The 13096-nt window shown below is 42.6% G+C and carries 9 protein-coding genes; 3 read left to right on the top strand and 6 right to left on the bottom strand.

Translation table 11 applies throughout. The features are described 5' to 3' along the window. Positions 1 to 267: 267 nt before the first annotated feature. The 5 genes from ftnA to ACMAZF_RS19205 form a co-directional block, all read right to left on the bottom strand. A complete protein-coding gene (gene ftnA, locus ACMAZF_RS19225; RefSeq protein ID WP_435275315.1) occupies positions 268 to 804 on the bottom strand; it encodes a non-heme ferritin in 537 nt (178 codons plus the stop codon). A gap of 273 nt (positions 805 to 1077) precedes the next feature. Next, the gene (locus tag ACMAZF_RS19220) at positions 1078 to 2313 is read right to left on the bottom strand and encodes a mechanosensitive ion channel family protein (RefSeq protein ID WP_435275314.1); all 1236 of its coding nucleotides are present in this window, start codon (positions 2311 to 2313) and stop codon (positions 1078 to 1080) included. Between the two features lie 165 nt (positions 2314 to 2478). Next, positions 2479 to 2754, bottom strand: coding sequence for a cell division protein ZapA (locus ACMAZF_RS19215; protein ID WP_435275313.1), 276 nt, complete (start codon positions 2752 to 2754; stop codon positions 2479 to 2481). After that, on the bottom strand, positions 2754 to 2996 hold the full coding sequence (locus tag ACMAZF_RS19210; protein WP_435275312.1) for a DUF904 domain-containing protein: 243 nt from the start codon (positions 2994 to 2996) through the stop codon (positions 2754 to 2756). The genes ACMAZF_RS19215 and ACMAZF_RS19210 overlap by 1 nt, the downstream gene beginning before the upstream one ends. Positions 2997 to 3103: 107 nt before the next feature. Further along, positions 3104 to 4579 (bottom strand): PLP-dependent aminotransferase family protein, encoded by a 1476-nt coding sequence (locus ACMAZF_RS19205; protein WP_435275311.1) that lies wholly within the window; start codon positions 4577 to 4579, stop codon positions 3104 to 3106. Positions 4580 to 4668: 89 nt separating this feature from the next. On the opposite strand from ACMAZF_RS19205, the gene ACMAZF_RS19200 reads away from it, so the two are divergent. From ACMAZF_RS19200 to ACMAZF_RS19190, 3 genes are all read left to right on the top strand, one after another. Continuing rightward, the gene (locus ACMAZF_RS19200; protein ID WP_435275310.1) at positions 4669 to 5850 is read left to right on the top strand and encodes a GNAT family N-acetyltransferase; all 1182 of its coding nucleotides are present in this window, start codon (positions 4669 to 4671) and stop codon (positions 5848 to 5850) included. An 80-nt stretch (positions 5851 to 5930) separates the two neighbouring features. After that, the gene (locus ACMAZF_RS19195) at positions 5931 to 7217 is read left to right on the top strand and encodes an alpha/beta fold hydrolase (protein ID WP_435275309.1); all 1287 of its coding nucleotides are present in this window, start codon (positions 5931 to 5933) and stop codon (positions 7215 to 7217) included. Between the two features lie 913 nt (positions 7218 to 8130). Further along, a complete protein-coding gene (locus tag ACMAZF_RS19190; RefSeq protein ID WP_435275308.1) occupies positions 8131 to 11037 on the top strand; it encodes a DUF2339 domain-containing protein in 2907 nt (968 codons plus the stop codon). Here ACMAZF_RS19190 and ACMAZF_RS19185 read toward each other — a convergent pair. Continuing rightward, on the bottom strand, positions 11030 to 12802 hold the full coding sequence (locus ACMAZF_RS19185) for a putative bifunctional diguanylate cyclase/phosphodiesterase (protein WP_435275307.1): 1773 nt from the start codon (positions 12800 to 12802) through the stop codon (positions 11030 to 11032). The genes ACMAZF_RS19190 and ACMAZF_RS19185 overlap by 8 nt on opposite strands. Positions 12803 to 13096: the final 294 nt, after the last annotated feature.

The following is a 13096-nucleotide window of genomic DNA, read 5'->3' as shown; positions in this document are numbered from 1 at the left end:
GAGCGATAAATGACGGGTCGCCTTTCTTTTGGTTACTTTTCTTAGTAAATCTCGTCCTGAGTTTATCGCAATGCGACCAGCTAACGCTGTCCTAGAATATTCCAGATATTCTAGTGTCGAAGCAAAGAAAAGTAACTGATGTGCTTGAGAAAAAAGTTCGATTTGGATTTACAAACTGGAATGGCACATCATAATTTACGCAGGCTTTAAATTGATTCTCACCACAGAATAAAGCTTGCGTATTGTACCCGCCAATGGGCGCTTAGGCTACTCTACTGTTGAGCCTGGTTCCATGATGCTGCCGCCACTACCTTCAATAGCCATTGCTGCGAAGTCTTTGTCGAACATGTACATAGCTGAGCCGTCGTTTCCGATCATTTCTAACTTGTCTAAGATGCCTTTGAATAGCTTCTCTTCTTCGTGCTGTTCTGCAACGTACCATTGTAGGAAGTTGAACGTTGAGTAGTCGTGGCTGGTGAAAGCTACGTGAGCAAGTTCGTTGATTTTGCTTGTGATTACACATTCGTGATTAAGAATCTGTGTGAATACGTCATGCAGTGATTCGAATTCGTGTGGTGCTGCTTCGATGGCACCTAAAATTGGTAGGCCGCCAGTTTCTGAAACGTAAGTGAATAAACGTTTCATGTGTTCCATTTCTTCGTTAGCGTGTTTGCGTAAGAAGGTCGCTGCACCGTCGAAGCTTTTGTCTTCACACCAAGCGCTCATTTGCAGGTATAAGTTTGATGAATAGAACTCAAGGTTAATTTGTTCGTTGAGTTTGTCGATCATTGGTTGTGCTAGCATGTGAGCCCTTTCTATTTGGTAAAAAGTATTTGGTCAAAATTTATTAGCGGGAATAATGGCGTAAATTTGCTGGTGGGTCAACGCTTAGCGCAAGGATAAATGTGATTTAACCGAAGTTTTTAGAGGCTTTTCGAGAGACTGAGAATACTTGTTATTAACGTTATGATTTAAAAGCGATATTATCATTATTTGTTAGCAATGGTTCGCATTTTTACAACGTTTTTTGGTGTGATTAATGGCATTAAAAAGGCCTATGAATAGGCCTTTTTTAATTTACTGTTGACGCCAGTCGTAGCCACTTGGACTTTGGAAGGCACGAAGGTTGAATTCAGGGAGTACCGCGTAAATATGGTCAAATAGATCCGCTTGAATAGCTTCGTATGCAGCCCAACGGATGTCGGTACAAAATAGGTAGAGTTCGATGGGTAAGCCGTTTTCATCAGCAGGTAATTGACGAACGATGAGGGTCATTTCTTGGCTAACCATTGGGTGGTTTTGTAAATAGTATTCTAGATAGGCGCGGAAGGTGCCGACGTTTGTGAGCTTGCGGCCATTGGCATTGACGGTTAGGTCGCTCGCGAGCTGTTGGTTTTGTTCATTGATTTCGTTTTGTTTTTCAACAAGGTAATCAGATATTGAGTCTATTTTTTGTAGGTGCTCAATGAGTGATTGATCCATGAATCCGATGCTGTTTACGTCGAGGCGAATTGAGCGTTTAATGCGGCGTCCGCCGGCTTGTTCCATGCCGCGCCAGTTTTTGAATGAGTCGCTGATGAGGGCGTAGGTTGGGATCATGGTGATGGTTTTGTCCCAGTTTTGAACCTGTACTGTGGTGAGGGCAACTTCTAATACTTCACCGTCGGCGCCGTATTTTGGCATTTCGATCCAGTCGCCACGACTCACCATTTGGTTAGCGGCGAGTTGCACACCGGCGACAAAGCCAAGGATGGTGTCTTTAAACACTAACAGCACGACGGCTGTCATGGCACCTAAACCACTCAGGAAGTAGAGCGGTGATTTACCAAGGACGGTAGAAATAGATATAACGGCAACCACTAGGAATACAAAGAGTTTGATTAGTTGGTTGATGCTCTTTATTGGTAGTTTTTTGTTGAGACCGCGTTCGCGGGCAACATCGAGGGTGACATCTAGTAGTGCGAATATAAACGATGCCATTTTCATGAGAATGGCGATGTTACACACGGTGACAACTATACCGCTAAGCGCTTGATACGCACTGAGCGCAACTGGGCTAAACGATGAAATTATTAATAGCGGAATAACGGCGGCTATCTTGGCAAGTGCTTGATGTTTTTCCAGTAAATCGAGTGTCTTAGGTGCTGTTTTTCCAAGTAGACGGTGGAGTAGATTAATGAGAATACGGCGATCTATTTTGTCTACAATCAGACTAACCAGCAGCATGATGGCAACAAGAATAACGCTGTCTAACCAAACGAATTGGGTGATTGGCTGATATTGAGCGATGAATTGGGTTAAATAGTCAGTCACAAATCTTACTCCTAAACGAAAATATAATACTCAGTCTTTATAAAGTCGCCTGAGTATTCAATAGGATAGATTAATTTTGTAACGAATGCTATTTGTTCGCCAGACAATAAAAAGCCTTGGTGCTTTTGGTTAAAAGCACTGAGACTGCGTAAAGAGCAGTGGTCTTTAGTCTGCTAATGCCTGAGCGACAAGCTCGCTTAGTTGCGTCATTGATTGTTCGTTGGCGATTCGTTGATTTTTGTTTTCAAGCAATTCGTAACTGAGGTTCAATGCGGCAATCAATGCAACGTTTAGCAAGCTGGCGCTTGGTTTTTTCTGTTGCACTTTAAGCATTTGTTCGTTTAACAATTGTGCTGATTCTAACAAGGCTTCTGCTTGCCCAGCGGGGCAGGCTACCGATAACGTTTTATCCAGCAGGGTTATTGTTAACTCTTGGCTCATTAGGCTTCTTGCTCAAGGCGCCCAACAATTGCATTAATTTTGCTGATAGTTGCGCTGTGGCTTTCTTCTTGCTCTAGCGCTTCTAATTGTAGTGTTTCGTTGTCGTCTTCAAGTTGTTTAACTTGAGATGCTAGCGCTTCGTTTTGTCCTACAAGACGTGAGATATCTTCATTTTGAGAAGCGTTTTTAGAGATAAGTTGTTCGATGAGCTGCTCTAACTTTGGTAATGCTGAATCTGACATGAGTAATTCCGTGAAAAAGTGAAAAAAAGAGACTGTAGTCTAGTGGGGCTTAATATAAACAATATGGGGTATAAATAGCCAGTAAACACGCGGAATATTGTAAGAATTTATGCATTTTTTTGATCAAATAGACGTTGTAGTCCAATTTCGATGTTTTCTTCGGTTAAACCAGCAAATCCAAGGCGAATAAATCGATCACTTGTTTGATTTTTTTCGAGTAAGAATTGCGCCTCTTGTTGGATGTAAATATCGTTGTTTAGCGCTGCTTTTGCCAAGGCTTTTGCGCTTTGATTAATTTTAACCCACATTGCCATACCACCATCAGGAAGCGTGAAAGATTCAACGATGCCTCGCTCTTGATATTGGGTGAGTTGTTGGTTCATAAAATCGCGACGTTGGTGATAAATTTTGGTGGCTTTGCGAAGGTAACGCTCAAATGACCCAGCTTGCATCCATCTGGCGATGGCATCTTGCATTGGTACGCTGACTTTGTGGTTCATTAGACTTCGGTAGTTTGTTACTGCTTGGGCGAGTGTTTTGTCTAACGCCATAAAGCCAATGCGTGCACCGGGAAACATAACTTTTGAAAAGGTTGATAGATAAATAACGAGTCCATTGGGATCATCACTGGCCATTGGCGCTAACGGTTGGCAGCGATAGTGATATTCGTGGTCGTAGTCGTCTTCGATAATGGCAATGTTGTGTTGACTGGCTATTTTGTAAATGGCGTGGCGACGATCAACTGGCAAGGTAACCGTTGTTGGGTATTGATGAAGTGGCGTGAGGTAAATAACTGAAATAGGTTGACCAGCCGTCACTTGATTAGTGATCGCTTGCTCCAATTCCTCAGGTATCATCCCATTCTCATCTTGTTTGATGGAAATTACCGTGGTTCCTGAACTTTGGAAGCTACGCCATGCTGGTGCGTATCCCATGGCTTCAGTGGCAACACTATTGGCTGGTGACAGTAATAGCTGAGAGAGGATGTATAACGCCTCTTGTGAACCATTGGTGATGACTATTTCGCGATCTGTAAGTGAACGAGTTCGTCTAAGGTAGTGGCTAACTTGTTCTATTAATGGAGAAAAACCAGCTATATTACCGTAATTTAGTTCGGCGAGCTGTGGTCTGACGAACGCGTCGTTTACATAGCTTTTAAATTCGTGGAATGGAAATAACGAAATATCCGGTGTGCCGCCGGCGAAATTAAATTGAAAAGAGGCAGCCACAGTTTCATAAGTTGGCGAGGCCATTTTTACAAAATTCCAATTAAACTCTTGATTAACTGATGAATTATTTTTAGTTGCTGGCTGCGAGCTATTGATTGGTAAGTTTGATGCAACAAAATAACCGCTGCGTTGTTTACTGCTAATCCACCCTTGAGCAATGAGCTCATTGTAGGCTGCCATGATGGTGTGACGATTGGTTTTAAGCTGCTGAGCAAGTTCTCTCGCCGATGGCAGTTGTTCGTTTTCTTTTACCTGACCTTGTTTGATTGCTTGGCGTAATGCATGGCTGATCGCGAGGTATTTAGGGCCTTGATACGAGGCTAATGATTCACTGGTGATGTAAAGTGTTTTCACTGGTATAGATCAAACTTTAATTCTGGTTGTTAACAATCTACCAGATGTTTAGATAATACGTCTAACTTTTGACCGAAGAGACGTATTTTATGAAGCAACCACTGCCTATCACGTTATCCAATGACATTGTTACCCTGCGTCCAATGACAATGAGTCAGGTAGACGAATTTTACGAAGCCGGAAAACCAGAAAAAATTTGGCAATGGACGCCTCCTTATCAATGTGAATCTTTGGCGACTGCCACGCGCTGGGTGGAAACTGGGTTGAGTGCTGTTGAACGTAAAGAGCAGGTGATGTTTGCCATTATCGATAATGCTACTGGGCGTTTTGTGGGTAGTACACGGTATTTAAGTATTGATGTCGTTAATAGCACGGTTGAAATTGGCTACACGTGGATTAATCCCGATTATCAACGTACTCATATCAATTCGAACTGTAAGTTACTGCTGTTAACGCACGCATTTGAGGAGTTGGGTGCAGTGCGGGTGCAATTGCGAACTCATAAACGCAATCAAAAATCGCGTAATGCCATTAGTCGTTTAGGGATGAGTTTTGAGGGTATTTTTCGTCATAATGTGTTGTTGTCGACGGGGGAATATCGCGACACTGCCATGTTTAGTATGGTGCGAGATGAGTGGCCGTCAGCAAAGCAGTGTTTAGTAGCCAGAATTACAGATGCCGAAGTGCCAAAAAAACTGTCTGTTCGTGATATTAATGATGCCGCTATCTCGTTAGTTGAGGAGCAGCCATTGGCGCAAATTATGATTGCAAGTAATGACAATTTGTTTGATCAAATTATTTATTTGCCATTGCAATTAGATCGCGCACGTGGGGTTTTAACTGGCCATATGTCAGTAGAAAATAAATTAGCGTGGCTGTTAGATAATTCGCCATCGGTGACTGTGGTTTTTGATGGTGGGGATAATTATGTATCGCCATTGGTTCATCAAAAGCAATTGGTGCCGACTTGGAATTATCGTCGCTTGCACATTAGCGGTCAGTTTGGCTTTTTGGCCACTGCTGAAAACGAGGCGGCAATTAAGTCGCAAGTCCTTCTGTTTGAAGGCGAATCATGGCGATATGAACAGCAGTCAGAAAAACTAATGACGACAATGTTAACGCAAATTCGCTGTTTTGAAATTGCGATTGACCGTCTAGAAATGCATCAAAAGCTAAGTGCTAAAAAGCCAATGGCGTTAAGGGAAGCTATTGCTAAAGAATTAGTGGCCGACGGTCAGTTGTCGTTGGCACAGGCGCATTTAGAAAGTTAGCTAAGGTTATTTGTCTCAAGCTATTTGCAACGTATACTCTTGTTCAATGTTAAACGTTTTGCTTAATTATTGGATTTGAAATGCTAAATACATACGTTGTTAATGGCCTTGTTTGTCAAGATCGTCGATTTACTGTTCCGTTAGATTATCAACAGCCTGAGCAGCAAAAACTATCTGTTTTCGCACGTGAGGTAGCTAGTAAATCGGGTCGAGAAAACGAATTGCCTTACTTGGTGTTTTTTCAAGGTGGACCAGGATTTGGCGCCAGCCGCCCAACGGGATTAGATGGCTGGGTTGGTGAGGCGTGTAAGCATTATCGCGTGTTGTTGCTTGATCAACGAGGCACCGCGTGTAGCTCGCCGGTGACTGCTCAAACATTAGGTCATTTGACACCAGAGCAGCAAGCTGAACATCTAGCTCATTATCGAAGTGACAATATCATTCGTGACGCAGAAACCATTCGCAGTGCGCTTATTGGTGATAATAAGTGGTCTATTTTAGGCCAAAGCTTTGGTGGCTTTTGTGTTTTACGTTATTTATCGGCATCACCAAATGCCATTGAGCAGGCGTTTATTACTGGCGGCATCCCATCGCTGACACGACCAGCGACCGATGTGTATCGCAAGACTTTTAAGCGCGTTCTCGATAAAAATAAGCTGTTTTTTGATACCTATCCTCAAGCGCAAGCTATCGCTCGTTCGGTTGCACAGCATTTATTAACAACACCAGAGACATTGCCTGATGGTTCACCGTTAACGGTGGAACGTTTTCAGTTGTTGGGTATTCATTTGGGAATGACTGGCGGACATCAAGAGCTGTATGCAATGTTAGAGCAAGCGTTTGTTGAGGTGAACGGCGTAAAAGCGCTGAGTTTTGTGTTTAAGCAATCGATGCTAAGTTTGCTTGATTATGACACTAACCCTATTTTCGCTTTTTTGCATGAGTCGATTTATTGTCAAGCGTTTGCGTCAAATTGGGCAGCCCATGAGGTTCGACATCAATCATTTGCCAATGATTTTAATGTCGATGAGCACAGTCAGTCGTTTAACTTTACTGGAGAAATGATTTTCCCTTGGATGTTCGAGCAGTTTTCACAGCTCAAACCTTTGGCACAAGCCGCCCAGTTATTAGCTGAAAAAGATGACTGGCCGCCGTTGTATGATTTGCAGCAGTTAGCGAATAATAAGGTGCCTGTGGCAGCCGCTGTGTATGAAACCGATATGTATGTTGATATTGCGTATTCGAATGAAACATTGCAGCAGGTCAATGGCGCTATAGCGTGGTGTTCAGCGGCTCACGAGCACAATGGTATCAAGGTTGACGGAGCTAATATTTTCTCGACACTTCACAAAATATTAAACCCATAGGGTTAATGTCTGTCAGGTAATCGAAAACTTTGATCGGTTGGAATAATTTGGTGTGCTTATCGAATTCATCGTCTTGTTTTAAGCAAGCCTAAAACACACCAGTTACTTTTCTTAAATGAAATACATCCCTGTATTTCACCCTGCGGGTAGTCTGTGACTATTCAAATTTTTTCCAGAAAAATTTGTGCGTAGCCACTAGAATATCTGCACTGGTCGCGCAGCGATAAATCTCAGGACGAGATTTACCAAGAAAAGTAACCAAAAGAAAAAATCATCTGGAATGATTTTAGACAGCGCTAGCTGGTTCGAAGAACAAATAACAAGGATGTTATTTGCAAAGGCGACCCGTAAGTTTAGCCTTGATTCTTAAATGATAAATTGTCTATTCAATACCGTATTTTATCCGCATCTCGGCAACTGCTCCTGCGTTGCTCTACTTCCTGCATCCATGCAGTCACCTGCAGCAAATACTTATACCAATTGCATTAAATATTTGCCCACTTGTACTTGTTAAAATTAACTAAAATGGCGTTGCTCTCAATCCTAATAGCCAGCTATTAGTCAATCGAGCGCCTTGTTTTAGCTGATTTTCTCTACGCACAACAAGATCACTTACTTAATGCAATTGGTATTAAAAATTTGTCTGGAACAAATTTTAACAGCATAGCTGGCCTCGAAAAGGCGAATATAAGGAATGTATGAGTAAAAATCATCCATGATTTTTGCATTGGTCAATTTCTAATTTAAGAGGCGAAACAACGGGAATTGGACACGCTGTGATTCAACTAGAAATCTCAACCGATCTGCATGAAGCCCATATAGTAGTTTTAATAGCTGGAGTGTAGCGCCAAAATGTAGATTTTTTGTGCCATACTAGCGTCTTGTTCGATATCCTCGCTTACAGGACGTAATCTTGAAAAATAACGATGAAGTTAATGCACTCAAGTATGAGTTGGCTCAGCTTAAGAGCCAATTTGATGCGCGCATTAAGAATCTTGAGTTTCGTGTCGCTCAAGTTGACCCCGAATATTCCGCCCCACCCGATCCTGTTGTTTCACAGCGAATTTCTCAATCGTCTGACAGCTCTGTTAATGAAGAGATTGTTGCGGTTCATCATCATGATGCAGCGCCGACAAACGTTGAATTTACTCCGGTTGTTGAAGCGCCAGCTGCATCTGTTGTTGCTAACAAACACGCTGGAACTAAGTCACAAGCCAAGCCTGTCGCTGTTAAACCCAAAGAAAGTAAACCGTCTTATGTCGAGATAATGTTTCAGTCGATTATGGCGTCTGTGTTCGATTGGTTTAAGCCAGTTGCAAACGTTTATCGCTCTTACAAAGAGCGTGGCATGTTAGGTATTTTCGTTTTAACCATCATGGGTATTGGTTTAACGCTTGCTGGTTTTGGTTATTTAATGCAGTTGTTGATTGACCAAATGGGCGTGGGTTTAAAATCGCTATTGATGTTGAGTGCCGCTGCGGCGGTGATGGTGTTGGGGATTTATCTCAAGCGGCAAACCAAGTTTGGTGAGTTTGCCACGGCCATTGTTAGTTTGGGTATTTTATTGCTCTACAGCACCGTTTATTTCGCCGGTGATGTTTACCAGATCTTGTCGATTTGGATGATTATTGCGTTGTATTTAGTCATTGCTCTAGCTGCTCATGGACTCGCTATGTGGCTAGATACTAAAGTTGTTGCGGCATTGGGCATTGTTGGTGTGTCTGTTATTCCACTGTTGTCTGACGCTGTTGGTGTGCATGGAAGTTGGTATTTAGTGTCGTTGGCATTGGTGACATTAAGCAGTTTAATCCTTGCCTATCGCTATGTTGGTGCTTGGTTGGCTAACTTGAGTCTGGCATTTGTATTAGTTGCTCTTGAGTGGGCAGTGAGTCAGCCGCTATTTAGCTTTCCTATTGTTTTTATTGATATATTTTACTTACTGTTCTTTGGTTACATTACGTTTAATTTAGTGTTTAAAGAGCAGCGTCAGCAGCATGTGATGTTGTTTTTGGCGGCGTTAATTGGCGCAAACTTGTTGTTTTTCTTCCAAGCCAGCGATGCACTAAGTGGTTGGTTGGCGCTTATGTTTGGAGTGAATGGCGTTGCTGCAATAGCCGCTGGTTATGTGCTGTATCGCATCAAACACCCGTTAACTCATTTTATGGCTTTAATTGCAACCATCTGGTTAGTATTGATGGCGGTAAGTGCACTTGGCGGCGAACTATGGGGTGTTGCCTGGGCTGTTGAGGGCCTATTACTGATTGCTATTGGCCGCCGTTATTTATTACCAAGCGTTATTAATCAGGGGCAGGCACTGGCGTGTGTCGCGCTGTTCTATAGCTTGATTGGCGTGTTTGATAACACGATGTTATTGCCTTCTTTACAAAGCTTTGATGAGTGGTTAATTGCATTAACTGTATTGGCTACTTTGAGTATTTGGTTACGCTTAATCACTGATGATAAAGTGTTTTTACAGTTTACTCAGCAGCGCGTTAAGCCGTTGTTGTTGTTTTGTGAGTCGGCTTGGGTTGCGTTATTAATCTTCAGTTGTGGAGATATGTGGCTTGGTCAATGGATGGCGCCTGCGACTATTGTGCTGCAAGTGGCCTTGTTGTTCAGAGCACGCGCTTGTGGACAAAAAAATATTGAATTTTTGGCATTGTCGTTGATTGCGGTTCCTATTGTTTACGCGTTGGAATACGCCGTAAACTTCGATATTTATCGCTTTTCGTTATTGCCTTTATTTGCCAAATTGTCGTTAGCGTCTGCATTGGTGCAATTATGGTTGTTTGCTGAATATTTCCGGCGTTATGCACCAGAGAGTCCGCTGCGTCAGTTTTCTGAATATGCGCGCATTGCGTTTTATCTTATCGTTCCTGTGTGTTGGTTAGTCACTGGCTTTAGACGCTTGGAAGCCGATGTCATTTTAATTGTTTGGTTATCACCGTTGTTGGCTGTTTGTTTTGCGCAACTGGTTAGGCATAAATGGATTGTGTGGCAGGCTAAGATTTTGGTTGGCTTGGCAAGTCTGAGCCTTATCTTTGGGGCACTATCGACATCAGTGACCAGCGGCTTGATAGCGACTGCGTTGTTTGGATTGTGTTACAGCGCGGCTTATGTGCTGAATCAACGTAAGAACGACGCGTTGTATCAATACATCGCAGGTTGGGGTTTGTGGACAATAGGCATGATGTTGCCATTGGCTATTGCCACAGCAACGGATTCTTTTGTGATTTCACACCTTGTTGGTTTGTTGTATTGGACCGCCATGATGCTTATTGCACAGAGTTGGTGGCTAGCTAAACGTCATTCGCTGATGATTGGTCTCATGCAGCTGTTTTTTATCGTGAGCAGTTGGACGTTAATTTTCACCGACGAATGGTTTGCCATTGCGCCAATGGTGTTTGTGGCTGCAACCTTTATTAAGAAACGTAGGGCGTATAAGCAATCGTTGATTGGCGGTTGGTTTAAAGACGCTAATGATATCTTGCTGCATGTCGTGGTGTTGGTGACTTATGCATTAACCTTGAGTGCTTTCGATTATCTGCGATTAGACTTGTTAATTGCTCCGACGCTCGCAATCCACGGTGCCGTTATTCTATTTACAAATCAACGTACTTTGCTGAATGTACGGGTTAGCTTTGGGTTAATTTTTGTCGGTATTCTTAAACTGGGTTTACTCGATGCGGCCAATGCCGTGTTGTGGCAAAAGGTCGTGCTCTTTATGGGCATTGGGGTGCTGATTTTAGGGGCGTCGTTCTGGTATCAACGTCTAGTGACAGCACAAGACGCTGAACCTGAAGCTGAGGAAGTTAAATAACTCGCTTGTCGATGAGGTCGCCGTTTTCAATGAGTGCGGCGACACTTTCTGGTTTGCCAAAATAGTAGCCTTGGTAATATTGGCAATGAAGATCTGAAAGGAATTTGTATTGGCTTTGATTTTCAATGCCTTCGGCAATGACGTCGATTTCTAGCGCACGGGTCATGGTGAGAATAGCTTCGACAATTGATGCATCATCTTTATTTTCATGCAGTTCTTGGATGAAGGATTTATCAATCTTTACGGTGTCTATTGGCAGTTGTTTTAAGTAAGTAAGTGATGAGTAACCAGTTCCGAAGTCGTCTAGTGAAAAATGCACGTGGAGACGACGCAGTTGATTCATTTTCTTAATAACATCGTCGATGTCGCCAATTGTCACTTCTTCTGTAATTTCTAGTACCAGCTGCATGTTTTGCATCGAGTAATTTTCAGTAATGCTCTTCACTTGCTCTACAAAGTCGTCTTGTAGGAAGTGACTTGGACTGATGTTAATGGCTACTTTGAGCTTGTTGTCTGGGTAGAAGCTGCTGACTAAATCATTACATTGCTGACAGGCCATGTGCATAATGTAACGGCCTAGTTTGTCGATGATGCCAATTTCTTCGGCTAACGCGATAAAGTTAGAAGGGTCTACAATGCCATTGATTGGATGGTGCCAACGGAGCAGCGCTTCCATACCAATAAATTTACCGTCTTTATCAACTTGAGGTTGGTACTGTAAAAAGAGTTCTTTGTTGGACAGCGCATCATGGAGTTCTTTAGATTGCTTGAGGCGTGTTTGGGCTTTCTTTTGCATTTCTGGTTGAAAAAAAGAAAAGAATCCCTGACCTTTTTCTTTGGCATTATAAAGTGCGATATCTGCTTGGCGCAATATGTCTTCTGATGATTGGCTACCGCCGTAGTTAAATACGGTAATGCCGATACAGGCTGACAGGTTAAATTGGTGTTTGTCGACTTTCAGTTGGGCGGCGACTAGTTCGATAAGCGTGGTGGCGTTGTTGTAAGTTTGCAATGCCGCTGACTGTGGGTCATCTCGATTCATTGACATTACTAGTACGAATTCGTCGCCACCTAAACGTCCTAAAAAGTCTTCGCTACGGTGATTAAATGCCAATCTATTACCAATGGATTTTATTACTTTGTCGCCAGTTGCGTACCCTAGCGAATCGTTGACGGCTTTGAATTGATCTAAGTCGATAATGAACATGGCGTAATGATTTGGGTGTGCGCTGCTTCGCAATCGCTCATGCTCTAAATACTCTAATAGTGCATAGCGGTTAGGCAATTCCGTTAGGGGATCGTGAAGCATTTGTTTGTCGAGTTTGTTTTGTGCTTTTTCTCGCTCGGCAATTTCTTGACGTAGTTGTTGGTTAACTTCGCTTAATTCGCTGGTGCGTTCGTCAACGAGTTTGCCCAGTTTGCTGTTGAGTTTGTTGATGTTCTTTTTGGCGATGGATAATTCAAATACTGCAGGTAGCCAGCGATGAAAACCAACGGCTAAAAATAATAATCCAATGAGAGAGCCGAAACCTTTTTCAATGACTCTTTCGGTTGGTGTATCGCCAATAAGTATGTATTGATTTAGTGAGGAGAAGTTATCTGTGATATCAATGAGAAAGCTAATGAAGAGAAGCGTAAAGCCAACAATTAAGAATCGAGAACCAGGCTGAGATTCAACTTTATGTCTCATCATGGAATAATACAGTGTCCATAATACGGCGAAAGCCGTTAAGGCGACCAACGATTCTAACAACAGCTCATTCATAAAGCGTTTCCCTGTGGCATATCTGCCGTGATGGGTTCAATTTTTCCGGTTAGATGAAGCGATTCAAGCATTAGTGCGTGCGATTATTGAGAAAACGTACTTGCTACAAATTGTTTTTAACAAACTCAAAACATCCAAGGAACGAAACTCATTCTAACGTGAAATTTTGTGAGCTATCAATAGGGTATGATGAACTTTGTGGTTCAAGTTTTGTTCAATCTAAAAGGGTTTTGGGCAAGGCATGAGGATTGATGCCTAGTTTATCTAGGTGAATGACGAATAACGCAGCACAAA

Source organism: Psychrobium sp. nBUS_13 (assembly GCF_051201665.1).
Lineage (GTDB): Bacteria > Pseudomonadota > Gammaproteobacteria > Enterobacterales > Psychrobiaceae > Psychrobium.
This window is presented reverse-complemented; position numbering and strand designations above follow the sequence as displayed.